Raw genomic sequence first — 14462 nt, 5'->3', positions numbered from 1 at the left:
CTGAGACTGCGGCACGAAGTGGAATTTCAGAACGGAAGATACGCCGCCCGGACGGGCGTGTTGATCCCTACATAAGCTCAGCGCTGCGCGGAGTCAAACAGGCCCTCAGAACTTCAGAACGACCGCCAGAACGATGGCAACCATCAAAACGGTCGGGACCTCGTTCATCATGCGAAACTGCCGCCCAGTGAGCTTGTTTCGCCCTTCCAGGAAATCCTTGCGTCGCGCCATCAACCAGTGATGAAACCATGTCATGCCGATCACGGCAGCGCCCTTGACCCAGGGCCAGGACCAATCCCATCCCACGATGCCCGGCGTAAACACCATGATCAAGCCACAGACCCACGCAACGATCATCGCCGGGCCCATGATCACACGCAGCAGCTTTTCTTCCATTTCAAAGAAAATTTCCTGTGCGCCATCGACTAACTGTGCTTTCTCAACGTGATAGACAAACAACCTGGGCAGATAAAACAAGCCTGCCATCCACGAGATCACGGCCATGATATGGAGTGACTTCACCCACGGATACAGCGTGAAAAGAAGATCGGTCATATTGGCTCCAGGCATTGCTCGGAACCCTCCCTAATAAAAAAATAAGAAAAGAAAAAGGATGATGGTTTTGTAGGGTGAGCAAAATCCGTGGATTACTTTTTTAAACAAGTGTTTTCCCCAAGTGGACAGAACACGGCATTTTTCGGGCGATTCTGTTGGTTTCAATTTTTAGTAATTAAAATCAACACTTTAATCACAGCGCTCCTTATTCCACTTGGGGATAACTGGTAGGAGAATTTGGGATATCGAGGTTTTCCAGAGAAACTGACTTATCCTTGTCCGGACTGGATGGGATTTGAGCGACTCGGGGATCTCTGTCGCGAAATCCCCGGGGTTGCGTGTCAACCGGAAAACCATACAAAGCACCCCTGAACTCTCAATGATTTGCGCACGGGGTTTTCCACATGTCTGTCCCCATTCTTCTTGCTTCCGGGTCCGCTATTCGCGCGCAGCTGCTTGAAAATGCAGGTGTACCGTACGCGGTACAAACCGCGCGCGTGGATGAAGAGACGGCCAAACGCGCCTTGCTGGCTGAAAACGCAACACCACGGGATATTGCCGACACGCTCTCTGAAATGAAAGCGCGGAAGGTGAGTGACAAAAATCCCGGAGCTATGGTTCTGGGGTGCGATCAAGTTCTGGATTTTGACGGCCAGTTGCTGTCGAAACCGGAATCCCCCGAACAGGCGTTGGACCAGCTGAAAGCCATGCGAGGCAAGCGGCACATGCTTTTGTCCGCAGCCGTGATCTATCAGAATGGTGAGCCGATCTGGCGGCATGTGGGACAGGTGCGGTTGCGGATGCGAGCCAGTTCTGACGCCTATCTGAAAGACTATGTTGCGCGAAACTGGGACAGTATCCGACATGCTGTCGGAGCCTATAAGCTGGAAGAAGAAGGTGTCCGCCTGTTCGCCACCATTGACGGCGACTATTTTAACGTTTTGGGTATGCCCCTGTTGGAGCTGCTCAACTTTCTGGCTGTCAAAGGGGTAATTGATCAATGACGGACTATCGGGTTCCATTGGCCGGAGTTATTGGACATCCCATTGGTCACTCACGTTCCCCCAAACTGCATGGTCATTGGCTGAAAACATATAGTCTTGCCGGTCATTACATTCCGATGGATGTGGCACCCGTCGATCTGGAAGCTGTGCTACGCACCCTGCCCAAGGCGGGTTTCGTCGGCGCCAATGTCACGGTCCCCCACAAAGAAGCCGCCTTGAAGATCGCCGATCATGCGTCTGACCGCGCAACGGTGATAGGTGCTGCGAACACTCTGGTGTTTCGTGAAGATGGCTCAATCCATGCAGACAACACAGACGGGTACGGGTTCATGGAGAATCTTCGCAATGGTGCACCGGACTGGAATGCAAAGGACGGGCCGGCTGTTGTGTTCGGGGCCGGTGGGGCCGCTCGCGCCGTTCTCCAGGCGCTGTCTGACGCTGGTGTACCGGAAATCCTGCTGACCAACCGAACCCGCGCCCGTGCGGATCATTTGAAAGAGGAATTCGGTCAACGCATCCGCGTGGTGGATTGGGTTCAGGCCGGAAATGTCATCGAAAACGCAGAGCTCGTGGTAAACACGACCTCGTTGGGAATGCAGGGCCAACCGGAATTGCGGGTTCCGCTCGATGGGTTGCAGCCCGGTGCCGTGGTGACAGATCTGGTTTATGTGCCTTTGAAAACCCGCCTGTTGCAAACCGCAGAACAGGCAGGGTGCACCGCAGTCGATGGGCTGGGCATGTTGTTGCACCAGGCAGTACCCGGTTTCGAACGCTGGTTCGGCGTGCGCCCCGAAGTTGATGCTGATGCGCGTGCGGCGGCGATGGCATGAGTTTCGCGCTTGGCCTGACCGGTTCCATCGGCATGGGGAAAAGCACAACGGCGCAGATGTTCGTCGAAGAAGGCTGTGCCTTGTGGGATGCGGATGCGGCGGTGCATCGCCTGTACTCCAAGGGTGGCGCGGCCGTTGGCCCCATGGAACGAACGTTTCCGTCGTCCATTCTGGACGGTGCGGTCAACCGGGATGCGTTGAAACGGATTATTGCCGCCGATCCTGCTGCGCTGAAAACCATCGAAGCTATCGTCCACCCTCTGGTCGCTGCTGACCGCGCAGCATTTCGTGAAGCCGCGACAAACGACATTTTGGTGTTCGATATTCCGCTTCTGTTTGAAACGGGCGGTGACGCGGCAATGGACGCGGTGGCGTGTGTTTCGATCCCGGCCAGCGAGCAAAAGCGGCGCGTCATGGAACGGGGTACAATGACTGAGACGCAGTTCGAGCAAATCCGTGACAAACAGATGCCGAATGACGAGAAATGCGCGCGGTCGGATTACGTGATCGTGACTTACACTCTGGACCACGCTCGCGCGCAGGTGCAGGATGTGGTCAGGCAGATACGGGCGGGGATGGCAAATGCGTGAAATTGTACTCGATACAGAAACCACTGGATTCGATCCCGAAAGCGGTGATCGGATCGTGGAAATCGGCGCGGTTGAACTGTGGAATCACGTCGCAACGGGTGAGACGTATCACGTTTACATCAACCCTGAACGCTCGATGCCGGAAGAGGCATTTGGTGTGCATGGCATCGGCCCGGACCTGTTGGAAAACCCGCGTCCGCCGGAAAAGGGTGAAGTGACGCTGAAAGACAAACCGGTTTTTGCCAAGATCGGTCACGCTTTTCGCGAATTCGTTGGCGATGCTCAGTTGGTGATCCACAATGCATCTTTCGACATGAAGTTCCTGAATGCCGAGCTGAAATGGATGGGTGCCCCGCTCATCCTGATGGAACAGGCGCTGGATACGCTGGCGATAGCGCGCAAACGATTTCCCGGCTCTCCGGCCTCACTGGACGCGCTTTGCCGCCGCTTCAATATCGACAACTCGAACCGTGTTCTGCACGGCGCGTTGCTCGACTCTGAAATCCTGGCAGAGGTTTATCTTGAACTGATCGGAGGACGACAGCCCGATTTTGGCCTGTCGACATCTGCATCCTCTGCGGCAGGCGGCAGTGATGATTGGCGACCGACACCACGTGCCATACCGCTGCCATCCCGAACTACCGAGGATGAGCGCGCAGCACATGAAGCTTTCGTGGAAAAACTGGGCGACAGCGCCCTGTGGACCCGCGCCTGATCCGGTCAGGCACGGGCCAAAACCTCAGGCGTCTGTCTTCTGGGACTGTTCGGCCTGACGACGCATCACTTCGTTGCGATACAGGGCGACGAAATCGATATTGTCCAGATTCACCGGTGGGAAACCGCCGTCACGGGTGATGTCGCTGACAATGCGGCGTAGGAACGGGAACAGCATCCGCGGGCATTCGATCATCAGGAACGGGTGCAACTGGTCTTCCGGCACACCTTCCACGTGGAACAGGCCGCAATAGTCCAGCTCACACAGGAACAGAACGTCCTCCAGACCTTTGGCTTTGGATGTCAGGTTCAGCTTGACGGACACTTCGAACTGGTGGTCTGCCGTGCGTTTCTTGGCGTCCAGATTCACCTGAACCGCGATTTCGGGCTGTACGTCACCGGATACACCCTTCTGGGCCATCACGTTCTCAAAGGACATGTCGCGGATGAACTGCCCCAGAACACGCATCTGAACTTGCGGGGCGGCTTTGGCCGCAGTGTTTTCTGCAGCGTTTTCTTCGGCCATGGATCTACTCCAAAAATGAAATTCGCCACTGCTTATCAAGTTGGGGGCGGCACCTCAATGCCGGTGGGGCCCCTCGACCCATTTAGACGGTTTTGACGAATCATTTTTCGGGCGAACTTCGGTGAAGTCGCCGTCTATGATGTCACCCTGATCGAACGGATTTCCCCGTGACTGAAAACCGGGGCCTTGACCCATCTGAAACTGGGTAACGGTGACTTTCGATCTCAGGTACCTGAAAACCGCGACCCGCACGCCCGGAACAAGCAACGCAAATCCAATGGCATCAGTGAAGAATCCCGGCGTAAGCAACAAAGCGCCCGACAAGAGGATCATTGCACCATGCGCCAGCGGTTCGGTCGGGTCGTCAAGTTCGGCAAACGACCGTTGCAGGTTTCCCAACGCCATGCGACCTTCTGTCCGCACCAAAACCGTGCCCAAAACCGCTGTCAGTACTACGATGGCAAGGGTTGGCCACAAGCCGATCAACCCGCCGACCTGAATAAACAGCGCGATCTCGATGATGGGCACCAACAAAAATGCCAAGAACAGATACATTTGCGTTATCCTTTCCCTTAGGCCGGGCTGTGGACTTGCCACCTACGGTCACCTACATAGTGGCATGAGGCCGCGTATACAAAGCCGCGGTCCTGAAAAGAGGATGAAATGAACGAACCCATGATCCAGTTGCTGGTCCTGGCCGGAATTGCCGTTTTCCTGATCCTGCGCCTCAAGAGCGTATTGGGCACGCGTGAAGGTTTTGAAAAACCGCCCGTGCAGCAGCAACCCGAAGCGCATAAATCGCGCCGCGATTTCGAAGTGATCGAAGGCGGCCCGGATCATGACATCACCGACCATGTCCCGGAAGACAGCGAGCAGGCGCAAACACTGGCAGCGATGAAACGCGTTGAACCCAGTTTTTCCGTCAGCGAGTTTGTTCAGGGTGCGCGCGGTGCCTATGAAATGATCCTGATGGGGTATGAAAAGGGAAATCTGGACCAGATCCAACCATTCCTGTCGGAGGAAGTTTTTGAGTCCTTCGTTGCGGGTGTCTCTGCACGAGAAGATCAGGGCCTGACGATCGAGGCTGAGTTTATCGGTGTCCGAGAAACAGCCCTGACGGATGTCAAATTCGACAAGGATACCAATCAGGCCGAGATCACCATGAAATTCGTGGGTGAGCTGACTTCGGTCGTGCGGGATCGCGGTGGCGATATCGTAGAAGGCAGCCCCAATACCGTGAAACGCCAAAAGGACAGTTGGACCTTTGCCCGAGTGATGGGCAAGGACGATCCAAACTGGCTGCTTGTTGCCACGGACGCATGATTGCCACGCTCCGGTCGCTTTTACTGGTCGGTGCAATGACCACTGCCAGCGCTGCCGGGGCCGAGGCAACGCGATCCATTCTGTCGTTCGATGATCTGCGTGGTTGGGCCGAGGATGACCACGGTGCAGCCCTTTCGGTTTTTCTGAACACCTGCGGGGATCTGAAAGATCCCGATTGGCGGGCCCTGTGCGGTGTGGCAAGAACCTATGATACGGATGCGGCAAGGGCGTTTTTTGAACTCTTCTTTCGCCCTGTTCTGGTTGAAGATGGCGAGGAAGCCTTGTTCACAGGGTATTTCGAACCCGAGCTTGATGGTGCGCGTACCCGGACGGATCGTTTCAGGTACCCCATCTACAAGATGCCGCCCGAGGCTCGCGCTGAGGGGTCCTGGCTGAGCCGGCGAGAAATTCTGACCAGTGATGTGATGCAAGGCCGCGGGCTTGAGATTGCCTGGGTCGATGACCCCGTGGAGTTGTTTTTTCTGCAAATCCAGGGTTCGGGCCGCGTTCGATTGCCGGATGGCGGCGCCTTGCGCGTCGGATATGGCGGCGCGAATGGTCACCCCTATAGGTCAATTGGTGTGGAACTGGTGCGGCGCGGCATTCTCGGCGCGCATGAGGTCAGCGCGCAGATGATCCGCGCCTGGGTGCGCAAGAATCCCGAGGCCGGTGCGGAATTGCTGCTCCACAATCCATCATACGTGTTTTTCCGCGAAGTTTCACGCGTCGCGCCCGAGCTTGGGCCGCTGGGTGCCATGAACCGATCCGTAACGACCATGCGCAGCATTGCTGCCGACCCGGCCTATACGCCGCTGGGCGCGCCGGTTTGGGTGGAAAAGGACGGTAACGAACCGATTCGCCGCCTGATGATTGCGCAGGATACTGGTTCTGCCATCAAGGGCGCACAACGGGCCGATATCTTTTTCGGAACAGGGGACGAGGCCGGGCAGGCTGCGGGCAAGCTGAAAGATCCGGGCCGGATGGTGGTGTTGCTGCCCATCCAGCGTGCCTATGCCCTGCTACCGGATGAATTCTGATGACCCGGCGCAAACTAACCGGCGAAGAGATCGAGCTGTGGCGGAAGGTCGCCAAACAGGCCGAGCGGCTGCATCCGGAAATCCCGCAGACGGTCCATCCGACTTCCCTGCCGAAACCCAAGCCCAAGAAAACGCCGAAACCCCGGCTTGAGTCATTCGAACTTGGACAGGCTCATCAGGTGAAATCGAAACCGAATGATCTGAAGCCTTCGGTGACGAATGCGCTTCGCAAAGCACCGGTTCAGATGGACAACAAGGCCTTTGGCCGGATGAAGCGCGGCAAGCTGAAACCCGAAGGCAAGCTGGATCTGCACGGTATGCGGGTCGCTTCGGCCCATCCGGCGCTGATCCGATTTGTCCTGAGCGCGCAGGCACAGGGTAAGCGTCTGGTTTTGGTCGTGACCGGCAAAGGCAAGGATCGGGACGAGCCCGGTCCGATTCCGACGCCGCGCGGTGTTCTGCGAAATCAGGTTCCTCACTGGTTGTCTATCCCACCGCTGGCCCAGGCGGTGATGCAGGTCACACCTGCTCATATAAGCCACGGCGGAGATGGGGCTTATTACGTATATCTCAGGCGCGTGCGCTAAAGGTCACGACGGGCGCGGGAAATACCGACCCAAATCAGAACGCATACCAGCACGAAGAACATTCCAATCCAGAAAAACTGAGTGTTCAGAGAAATACCAAGGTCAATCAGAACGCCGGTCAACCCAGGTCCGATGGCTGACCCCAGCACCATGACAGCCGCAGCCATCGCCTTGATGGCTCCGATATGCTGGGTCCCATAGAATTCTGCCCAGAACGCACTGGGCAAAGTACTGTTTGCGCCGACCGTCAGGCCAAGAAAAACCAACCCAATCGTCGCGCCGCTGATTGATTCAGTCATGCCCAGAACCACAAACCCAACCGCCATCGGAAGCTGATAGTATGGCATGATGCGCGCAGTGCCCCATTTGTCCAATGCCCAGCCCGCAGAAAACATCGATAGCAGTGATATTCCGGTAAAGATCGGAAACAGAGCGACTAGTTGAATATGCTGCCAGCCTTTGACGTCAGCCAGATAGATCTGATGGAAGAAAAACGCGGTAATGAATGCAGAAGGCGCAAGCACGGCGGGCACCATGAACCAGAACAAGGGGTTAAACAGCGCGTCGCGACGGCTCCAATGGCGACCCTGCATTCCAATGGCAGAGGATTCGCTGGCAAGGCTTTGCGGTGTTCGTTCCTCGCGTAATAGCCGCATCAACACGGGAATACCCAAGGCGGTCACCGCCGCCGCGATGACCCACAGCCAACGCCAGTCCAGGTAAACCATGGCCGCAACAAAGATCAGCGGCAGCAAGGCCTCACCGATGGCATAGCCGATGGATGCAATGGAAAGTGCTTTGCCCCGCGTGACCGTAAACCACCGCGCCATGGCGACCGCGGCCAGATGCGTGCTCATCCCCTGACCGAGAAGACGCAGCAAAAAAATCACCACTGGCAACAGCAGCAGCCAGGTATTCAGCGCCATGGCAAGGGCGGCCAGGGTCAACCCGGTCAGAACCGCCGGACCCAGCACCCGGACGCGAAAGATGTCCGTTAGCCCTCCGGCCCAGATCATCACGATGGCCGACAGGGTTGTGCCTAATGTGTATAGCCCACCCCAGGCACCGTGGCCGAGACCGAATTCCGCGCGGATATCACCGGCAAAGATCGAGATGAAGAATGTCTGCCCAAAGCTGGACAAAAACGTCAGGAGAACGCCTCCGCCAAGCCAGGTGGCATTGTCCAGAAGATACCGACGCAGCTTAAACCGCGTCACGGAGAGCTGACCTGTGCCTGTCCGGTATCTGTTAGAACAATTTCAGTGGCACCGTCGGGATTTCGCTCGCTGGGTGGCACCAGAATATCAATTGCCGGTCGGTCTTCCCGCCCGAAGGTATTGTTGACACGCCGTAACGAGTTGAGGATCGACAACAAGGCCGGTGAGGTTGCGGCAACGAAATGCGAGGAAGCCGCGTCACTGCTGAATGCCGTCGTGTCGATCACGCTGATCGGGAATTCTTCGAGAGAGTCAATCGAGCTGATATTACCCAACCGCTTACCTTCATCAGTGCCACGCAAACGGCCCGAGATGTTCAGGATCTTGTCCTTTTGGGACACCATTACCAGGAAAGGATCGGGCGGGTTTTCGATACGTTTCATCTGCGAGCGAAACAGATCAAGATCCAGATCGGGCGAGATCAGCACGACCCCATCGATGTTTCGGTTGGCCCATCCGGGTTCTTGTAGTTCGGTTTGTCGCATCATTTCCATCGCCAACGCACCGCCCATGGAATGCGCCACCAGAATAACGCGTTTGACACCCATGGCTTTCAGCTCGCGGATAGTCTGTTCCAAACCGTCGCGGGCAAACAACATGCTGTCCAAATCGTAGGCATACCCATAACCCGTCGCACGGCTTGGCCACGAATACACCAGCGTTGACCCGGGGAGGCCGATGTCATGCGTCAGCTGAGCTGCGCGAAAGATCGTTTCGGTCTGGGTCGAGTTGTAGCCGTGCACAAAGATCGTGACGTCGTCCTTACCCCGCAGATGTTTGCGTAATCCACCAGGCCCATCCAACTCGGTGACATCTGCCAGAACGAACTCTTTCTGCGGATTCGGGTTTGCGTAGGAAAAACGGAGCGTACCCGGAGTATGCGTTGGTGGGATCGAAACCGTAGTTTCGAGAAATTTTAGTGTTTCACCGCGTCGGAATCCAAAGGATCCATCGGCCTCACGCGCGCGGGTCGTACTTGCGAAGATGGTTTCAGGTGTCCCGATGTTCACGGCATCGGGCACGACCTCGGACACCGTCCGGTCGACGCAGGCGCAGAGCGAAAGGGATGCGAACAGAATGATGAAATAGCGCAGCACGGGCCAGACCTCGGGGTGAATCGTGGACACGCTATCCTATTCTTGCCTAACGTCCAGCATGGCAAGTCGAGAACAACGGCAAAAAACGGCTGGCCGTGTTACAGAACGTAACGGCTCAGATCAGAGGACTTGGTCAATTCTCCAAGGTTGTCACTGACGAATTGCGCGTTAACAGTGATTTCCGTACCGGCTTGGTCTGGCGCCGCGAAGGACAGTTCTTCAAAAACCCGTTCCATGACAGTGTAGAGCCGCCGAGCGCCGATGTTTTCGATGCTCTGGTTCACGTCAGCTGCAATCTTCGCCAGTGCCGCGATGCCGTCCTCGGTAAAGCTGACAGTTACCTCCTCGGTGGCCATCAAAGCAGTATATTGCAGGGTCAGCGCGTTGTCGGTTTCGGTCAGGATGCGCACGAAGTCTTCTTCGGTCAGAGCGCGCAGTTCGACGCGAATCGGCAGACGCCCCTGTAATTCCGGCAACAGATCCGAAGGTTTGGCGATGTGAAACGCACCCGATGCAATGAACAGGATATGGTCCGTTTTGACCGGACCATGCTTGGTCGAGACGGTTGTCCCTTCGATCAACGGCAGAAGGTCGCGCTGTACCCCTTCCCGGCTGACATCGCCGCCGCGTGCGTCGGAACGGGCGCAGACCTTGTCGATCTCATCCAGAAACACAATGCCGTTCTGTTCGACTGATTCCAGCGCGGTGCGGGTTACGGTTTCGTCATCCAGCAGCTTGTCGGCCTCTTCCCCGATCAGCAAATCATAGCTTTCTGCGACGGTCAGGCGTTTCTTGACGGTGCGTCCGCCAAAGGCCTTGCCGAAAATGTCGCCCAGATTCATCATGCCCATCTGACCGCCCGGCTGCCCCGGAATGTCAAACATCGGCATCGGGCTTGAGGTGTCGGACAGTTCCAGTTCGATCACCGTGTCGTCCAGCTCGCCCGATTTCAGCTTCTTGCGGAACATCTCGCGCGTGCCTTCGCGCGCATCCGCGCCTGCAATTGCTTCGATCACGCGGTCTTCGGCAGCCTGATGCGCTTTGGCCTTGACGTCTTCTCGCATGAACTCGCGGGTTTGCAGGATGGCCGCGTCTGCCAGATCGCGCACAATCTGCTCCACATCGCGACCGACATATCCAACCTCGGTGAACTTGGTGGCCTCGACCTTGATAAACGGCGCGCGGGCCAGTTTCGCCAGACGGCGGCTGATTTCGGTCTTGCCGACGCCGGTGGGGCCGATCATCAGGATGTTCTTGGGATAGACCTCTTCCCGGATGTCATCCGGTAATTGCTTGCGGCGCCAGCGGTTGCGCAGGGCGACGGCCACGGCACGCTTGGCATCCTTCTGCCCGATGATGAAGCGATCCAGTTCCGAGACAATCTCGCGCGGGGTCAGGTCGGTCAAAGGGCAGTCCTTTCGGTCGGCATTTGAGTCATGCGGCTTAGGTAATCACGGTACGTGCGAAAACAACCAAGCCAGTATTCATGGCCGCGTTGGTTAGCAATGCAGGCTCAGGTTTGCAAATGCTTTGCTTGGGGAATGTGGGATCCGTCTGCTACGGTATATCGAGGGTTTGAAGGCCAGGAGCGTGAGACATGACGAATATCGCCAAGATTACCCTTTTGTTTGTGGTATTTGTGGATCTGATCGGACAGGGGCTGGTCTTTCCCATCATCAACTCGCTGATCATGGAAACGAAATCAGGGTTTCTGCCCGAAAACACACCCGAGGGGCGCAGGCATTTCTACTATGGCCTCGTGATCGGATGCTTTTTCCTGTCATGGTTTCTGGGCGTTGTCTATGTCTCGAAAGTATCGGACTCGATCGGGCGCAAGAACGCTTTGCTTGTGTGCCTCGGTGGCGCGCTGGCCGGATATGCCCTGACCATTGCCGCGCTTTACCTCAACAGCCTTCTTCTGCTGATCGTCGGGCGTTCGATCACCGGGTTTACTGCGGGCAACCAACCCATTGCGCAAGCGGCGATGATCGACGGAAGCACCGACGCGACAGACCGGGATCGGAACATGGGCTATATCGTGACGGGCGTCAGCTTTGGCCTCGTGGGCGGGCCGATCATCGGCGCGGTCTTATCAGACGCCGCCCTGCTGGGCGGCTTCGCCACGCTGAGAACGCCATTTTATGGCGCTTTTGTCCTTGTGATGATAGCAATCTTTCTGGTCCTGTTTTTCTTCCAGGATACCCGAGCGGATCGTGCACCCTTTGTATTCCGTCCCCGTGACATAACTGACAGCCTGATAGCAGTGCGCGGTCACCCGATGGTGTTGCAGATCTTGCCTGTCTATTCGTTCTTCATGATCGCCAACGTCACCTTCTACGTGTTTGTCGACAATTTCCTGACAAGTGCCTTCGGATACGGAGTCATCGGTGGCAGTATGGCGATGGTCGTCATCGGCGTCGCGCTGGCCTTTTCCAGCACGTTCCTGGTGAGACCCGCCCAGGAGAAGTTCAGCAAGTATGCGATTATCTACACGTCACTCATCGTCATGGTGATTTGTGGATTCGCTTTCGCCTTCAGCCCAAGTGGTATGTTCAGTTATGTGCCGGTCTTTTTCTTCTATTTCCTGTTCGGAATCGCTTACCCTACCATGCTTGGGCTTTTCTCTTCCAGCGTCAGCGAAGCGGATCAGGGCTGGGTCATGGGCGTGACCACCGCGGTGTTCTGCCTTGCGGGTGGGATCATGTCGTTGATAGGGGGCGGATTGATGAGCATCGATATCCGCGTGCCCTATTACATCGTGATCGTCGCAGCGATTATTGGCCTGATCGGCATGCATCGCCGCTGGAAAGGCAAGGAAATCTCGGCGCTGCTAGCCTGAGATTGTCTCAACCGTCAGTTTGCCGTTGGTATAGACGCAGATGTCGGCCGCGATGGCCATTGCCTGACGCGCGACTTCTTCCGCCGACTTGTCACTATCCATCAGCGCGCGCGCAGCGGCCAGAGCAAAATTTCCCCCGGACCCGATGGCGGCCACGTTGTGTTCAGGTTCCAGCACGTCACCGGCGCCGGTGATCACGAAAAGATCTTTACCGTCCGTGACGATCAGCATTGCCTCAAGCTTTTGCAGGTACTTGTCAGTGCGCCAGTCCTTCGCCAATTCCACCGAAGCGCGGGCAAGCTGGCCTGGTGTTGCCTCAAGCTTGGCCTCCAGCCGCTCCAGCAACGTGAAGGCATCGGCTGTCGAACCGGCAAAGCCAGCGACAACTTCGGACCCTCCGGGGGACAGGCGGCGCACTTTGCGCGCCGTGCCCTTGATTACGGTCTGACCCAGGCTGACCTGCCCATCACCGGCTATGACGATCTGACCGCCCTTCTTGACGCCAATGATCGTCGTGCCGTGCCAACCGGGAAAGTCGTTGTTTGCCATGATCGTCTCCGTTTCCGCTGGCGGTATATATGGGCCGGGCCAGAGGTTGGCGCAACCCGTTCTTCAATTGCCCAAAAGATATGCAAAAAACGCAATCCGGGGTTACCGGACCAGCAATTGTGAGTCCGGGCGCGCGGAACTACATGAGGCTCACAACCGACAACGGGTCGGCTGTTTCATCACAAAGGACTGCGCACATGGCAACCACAGCTAACATTCATGCGCCGCTCGGAGCAGCTACCATCCTGCACGTAGTGGACACGTTCACCAATGCCTTCAACACCGTTGTTGAATGGAAAGATTCCCGCAAAACCCGCAAACTCCTGTCGGAACTCAGCGACGCTCAGTTGGACGATATCGGTCTGAGCCGCGCAGATATCGCCGATATCTGATCGTTCCAACAGACCGCCCATTCGAGACAGCCGCCCGGTTTTCCGAGCGGCTTTTTCTTTGTTCAGCTTCGAACGTATTTTCCGGAAAGATCAGGCAGAAAAGCCTCGATCGCCGCGGTTGCAACCACGTGCCGCGTACCCGCTTCTTCATCGACAACGTCAAGCCCACCTTTGACTGCGCGAACCTCGGCCCTGCCCCGCGGCAGGTCAGAAGCTACCAGGCCGCAATCCACCTGTTCAGGATCCTGCACGCCGATCGTGACGCTGACACGCATTTCGGAATGATCAATCCCCAGTTTCGAAAACAACGTGTTGGATGAATGGTGCAAGGCATCCTGCACCGCGCGGCGGGCTGCCTTGGTATAATCCTGGCCGTACAGGTCGTTTCCCGTTCCCATCTCCAGAATGATGCGTTTTTCACTCATTGTGCGGGCTCCATGTCGAAGGAAACGATCAGGGCGGCGTTGGCAATGACCGTGTGCCCGTCACTGTGGGGCTTTGCGATGTCCAATCCCCCTTTTGTGATTGTTATGTTCGGCTGACCGTAGGGGAAAACAGCCTTTAGCGCGTCGATGTCCACCTGATCCGGTTGCTGAACCCCAATTTCGGCATCAATGATCATCGCCTCTTTCGGGAACCCGAACAGTTCCGCCATGTTGACCGAGTTGTGCCAAAGCGCATCCTTGATCGCCCGCAGTGACGCCTGGGTATAGTCCATCCGGCGCAGGGATGTGCCCATCCCGAATTCTACAAGGACCCGCGTTTTAGCCATTTGTTTCTCCGATGTCTTCAATAAAAAAAGCGCCCCGATCTGAGGCGCCTTCGAGAAAATCTGTTAGGACCAGATCAGATGGTTTCGTCGATCCAGCTTTGCAGGGCGGCTTTGGGGGCCGCGCCCGCGCGGTTCGAAACAACCTGACCGTCCTTGAAGATGAACAGTGCCGGAATGCCGCGCACGCCCATAGCGGCCGCCGCGTTTGGGTTGCTGTCCACATCGACCTTGGCGATCTTTACCTTGTCGCCATACTCGGCTGCCAGTTCTTCCAGCGCGGGGCCAATTTGCTTGCAGGGGCCACACCATTCGGCCCAGAAATCCACGACCACGGGAACGGTCGAATTCTTGACTTCGGCGTCAAAGGTGTCGTCGGTAACGGCTACGGTCGACATATTCTGTCTCCTGAATGGGGTAAACTTGGGAACAG

18 protein-coding genes and 1 pseudogene are annotated in these 14462 nt (G+C 56.6%); 9 read left to right on the top strand and 10 right to left on the bottom strand.

What is annotated here, in order from left to right; translation table 11 throughout:
• Nucleotides 1-105: 105 nt before the first annotated feature.
• The gene (locus AC2FFA_RS15155) at nt 106-555 is read right to left on the bottom strand and encodes a CopD family protein (protein WP_496852250.1); all 450 of its coding nucleotides are present in this window, start codon (nt 553-555) and stop codon (nt 106-108) included.
• Between the two features lie 404 nt (nt 556-959).
• Here AC2FFA_RS15155 and AC2FFA_RS15150 point away from each other — a divergent pair, with 404 nt between their 5' ends.
• From AC2FFA_RS15150 to dnaQ, 4 genes are read left to right on the top strand one after another with little or no spacing between them, the layout of a single operon-like run.
• A complete protein-coding gene (locus AC2FFA_RS15150) occupies nt 960-1559 on the top strand; it encodes a Maf family protein (RefSeq protein ID WP_496852248.1) in 600 nt (199 codons plus the stop codon).
• Nucleotides 1556-2389, top strand: a complete 834-nt coding sequence (locus AC2FFA_RS15145) for a shikimate dehydrogenase (RefSeq protein ID WP_496852246.1) — start codon at nt 1556-1558, stop codon at nt 2387-2389. The genes AC2FFA_RS15150 and AC2FFA_RS15145 overlap by 4 nt, the downstream gene beginning before the upstream one ends.
• Nucleotides 2386-2979, top strand: a complete 594-nt coding sequence (gene coaE / locus AC2FFA_RS15140) for a dephospho-CoA kinase (RefSeq protein WP_496852244.1) — start codon at nt 2386-2388, stop codon at nt 2977-2979. The genes AC2FFA_RS15145 and coaE overlap by 4 nt, the downstream gene beginning before the upstream one ends.
• A complete protein-coding gene (gene dnaQ / locus AC2FFA_RS15135; RefSeq protein WP_496684827.1) occupies nt 2972-3694 on the top strand; it encodes a DNA polymerase III subunit epsilon in 723 nt (240 codons plus the stop codon). The genes coaE and dnaQ overlap by 8 nt, the downstream gene beginning before the upstream one ends.
• Before the next feature lie 24 nt (nt 3695-3718).
• On the opposite strand, the gene secB is transcribed toward dnaQ, so the two are convergent.
• Both secB and AC2FFA_RS15125 read right to left on the bottom strand, forming a co-directional pair.
• Complete coding sequence (gene secB / locus AC2FFA_RS15130; RefSeq protein WP_299643158.1) at nt 3719-4219, bottom strand: protein-export chaperone SecB; 501 nt, start codon at nt 4217-4219, stop codon at nt 3719-3721.
• 54 nt (nt 4220-4273) lie between these two features.
• Entirely contained in the window at nt 4274-4774 is a 501-nt protein-coding gene (locus tag AC2FFA_RS15125; protein ID WP_496852243.1) for an FxsA family protein, read from the bottom strand.
• A 108-nt stretch (nt 4775-4882) separates the two neighbouring features.
• Between AC2FFA_RS15125 and AC2FFA_RS15120 the strand changes: the two genes are divergently transcribed.
• Genes AC2FFA_RS15120 through AC2FFA_RS15110 form a run of 3 tightly spaced genes read left to right on the top strand, consistent with a single transcriptional unit; the run spans nt 4883 to nt 7166 of the window.
• Complete coding sequence (locus AC2FFA_RS15120) at nt 4883-5542, top strand: Tim44/TimA family putative adaptor protein (RefSeq protein ID WP_496852242.1); 660 nt, start codon at nt 4883-4885, stop codon at nt 5540-5542.
• Entirely contained in the window at nt 5539-6579 is a 1041-nt protein-coding gene (gene mltA / locus AC2FFA_RS15115) for a murein transglycosylase A (RefSeq protein ID WP_496852241.1), read from the top strand. Before AC2FFA_RS15120 ends, mltA begins: the two co-directional genes overlap by 4 nt.
• Nucleotides 6579-7166: a Smr/MutS family protein gene (locus AC2FFA_RS15110; protein ID WP_496852240.1), complete on the top strand. Its 588-nt coding sequence runs from the start codon at nt 6579-6581 to the stop codon at nt 7164-7166. Before mltA ends, AC2FFA_RS15110 begins: the two co-directional genes overlap by 1 nt.
• On the opposite strand, the gene AC2FFA_RS15105 is transcribed toward AC2FFA_RS15110, so the two are convergent.
• From AC2FFA_RS15105 to hslU, 3 genes are all read right to left on the bottom strand, one after another.
• Nucleotides 7163-8383, bottom strand: a complete 1221-nt coding sequence (locus AC2FFA_RS15105; protein WP_496852239.1) for an MFS transporter — start codon at nt 8381-8383, stop codon at nt 7163-7165. The two genes, AC2FFA_RS15110 and AC2FFA_RS15105, sit on opposite strands and share 4 nt — an antisense overlap.
• The gene (locus AC2FFA_RS15100; RefSeq protein ID WP_371415312.1) at nt 8380-9501 is read right to left on the bottom strand and encodes an alpha/beta hydrolase; all 1122 of its coding nucleotides are present in this window, start codon (nt 9499-9501) and stop codon (nt 8380-8382) included. The genes AC2FFA_RS15105 and AC2FFA_RS15100 overlap by 4 nt, the downstream gene beginning before the upstream one ends.
• A gap of 77 nt (nt 9502-9578) precedes the next feature.
• Complete coding sequence (hslU, locus tag AC2FFA_RS15095; protein WP_117871240.1) at nt 9579-10886, bottom strand: ATP-dependent protease ATPase subunit HslU; 1308 nt, start codon at nt 10884-10886, stop codon at nt 9579-9581.
• Between the two features lie 191 nt (nt 10887-11077).
• On the opposite strand from hslU, the gene AC2FFA_RS15090 reads away from it, so the two are divergent.
• Entirely contained in the window at nt 11078-12319 is a 1242-nt protein-coding gene (locus AC2FFA_RS15090; protein WP_496852238.1) for an MFS transporter, read from the top strand.
• Here the strand turns inward: AC2FFA_RS15090 and hslV are convergent.
• Complete coding sequence (gene hslV / locus AC2FFA_RS15085; protein WP_496852236.1) at nt 12311-12868, bottom strand: ATP-dependent protease subunit HslV; 558 nt, start codon at nt 12866-12868, stop codon at nt 12311-12313. The genes AC2FFA_RS15090 and hslV overlap by 9 nt on opposite strands.
• Before the next feature lie 197 nt (nt 12869-13065).
• On the opposite strand from hslV, the gene AC2FFA_RS15080 reads away from it, so the two are divergent.
• A complete protein-coding gene (locus tag AC2FFA_RS15080; protein WP_496852234.1) occupies nt 13066-13260 on the top strand; it encodes a DUF1127 domain-containing protein in 195 nt (64 codons plus the stop codon).
• 62 nt (nt 13261-13322) lie between these two features.
• Here AC2FFA_RS15080 and AC2FFA_RS15075 read toward each other — a convergent pair whose 3' ends face one another.
• The 3 genes and pseudogenes from AC2FFA_RS15075 to trxA form a co-directional block, all read right to left on the bottom strand.
• Nucleotides 13323-13685 carry a Lin0512 family protein gene (locus tag AC2FFA_RS15075; RefSeq protein ID WP_496852233.1) on the bottom strand — a complete coding sequence of 121 codons (363 nt, stop codon included), beginning with the start codon at nt 13683-13685 and terminating at the stop codon, nt 13323-13325.
• Nucleotides 13682-14032 (bottom strand): Lin0512 family protein, encoded by a 351-nt coding sequence (locus AC2FFA_RS15070; protein WP_117871230.1) that lies wholly within the window; start codon nt 14030-14032, stop codon nt 13682-13684. Before AC2FFA_RS15070 ends, AC2FFA_RS15075 begins: the two co-directional genes overlap by 4 nt.
• 74 nt (nt 14033-14106) lie before the next feature.
• Nucleotides 14107-14436: pseudogene (trxA, locus tag AC2FFA_RS15065) on the bottom strand (thioredoxin); the annotation flags it as partial.
• Nucleotides 14437-14462 lie beyond the last annotated feature (26 nt).

Source organism: Ruegeria sp. YTSB088 (assembly GCF_059609825.1).
This window is presented reverse-complemented; position numbering and strand designations above follow the sequence as displayed.

Excerpts from the sequence above, each read along its gene's own strand:
- AC2FFA_RS15155 (WP_496852250.1), bottom strand. The coding sequence starts at position 555 with ATGACCGATCTTCTTTTCACGCTGTATCCGTGGGTGAAGTCACTCCAT.
- AC2FFA_RS15150 (WP_496852248.1), top strand. The coding sequence starts at position 960 with ATGTCTGTCCCCATTCTTCTTGCTTCCGGGTCCGCTATTCGCGCGCAG.
- AC2FFA_RS15145 (WP_496852246.1), top strand. The coding sequence starts at position 1,556 with ATGACGGACTATCGGGTTCCATTGGCCGGAGTTATTGGACATCCCATT.
- coaE (WP_496852244.1), top strand. The coding sequence starts at position 2,386 with ATGAGTTTCGCGCTTGGCCTGACCGGTTCCATCGGCATGGGGAAAAGC.
- dnaQ (WP_496684827.1), top strand. The coding sequence starts at position 2,972 with ATGCGTGAAATTGTACTCGATACAGAAACCACTGGATTCGATCCCGAA.
- secB (WP_299643158.1), bottom strand. The coding sequence starts at position 4,219 with ATGGCCGAAGAAAACGCTGCAGAAAACACTGCGGCCAAAGCCGCCCCG.
- AC2FFA_RS15125 (WP_496852243.1), bottom strand. The coding sequence starts at position 4,774 with ATGTATCTGTTCTTGGCATTTTTGTTGGTGCCCATCATCGAGATCGCG.
- AC2FFA_RS15120 (WP_496852242.1), top strand. The coding sequence starts at position 4,883 with ATGAACGAACCCATGATCCAGTTGCTGGTCCTGGCCGGAATTGCCGTT.
- mltA (WP_496852241.1), top strand. The coding sequence starts at position 5,539 with ATGATTGCCACGCTCCGGTCGCTTTTACTGGTCGGTGCAATGACCACT.
- AC2FFA_RS15110 (WP_496852240.1), top strand. The coding sequence starts at position 6,579 with ATGACCCGGCGCAAACTAACCGGCGAAGAGATCGAGCTGTGGCGGAAG.
- AC2FFA_RS15090 (WP_496852238.1), top strand. The coding sequence starts at position 11,078 with ATGACGAATATCGCCAAGATTACCCTTTTGTTTGTGGTATTTGTGGAT.
- hslV (WP_496852236.1), bottom strand. The coding sequence starts at position 12,868 with ATGGCAAACAACGACTTTCCCGGTTGGCACGGCACGACGATCATTGGC.
- AC2FFA_RS15080 (WP_496852234.1), top strand. The coding sequence starts at position 13,066 with ATGGCAACCACAGCTAACATTCATGCGCCGCTCGGAGCAGCTACCATC.
- AC2FFA_RS15075 (WP_496852233.1), bottom strand. The coding sequence starts at position 13,685 with ATGAGTGAAAAACGCATCATTCTGGAGATGGGAACGGGAAACGACCTG.
- AC2FFA_RS15070 (WP_117871230.1), bottom strand. The coding sequence starts at position 14,032 with ATGGCTAAAACGCGGGTCCTTGTAGAATTCGGGATGGGCACATCCCTG.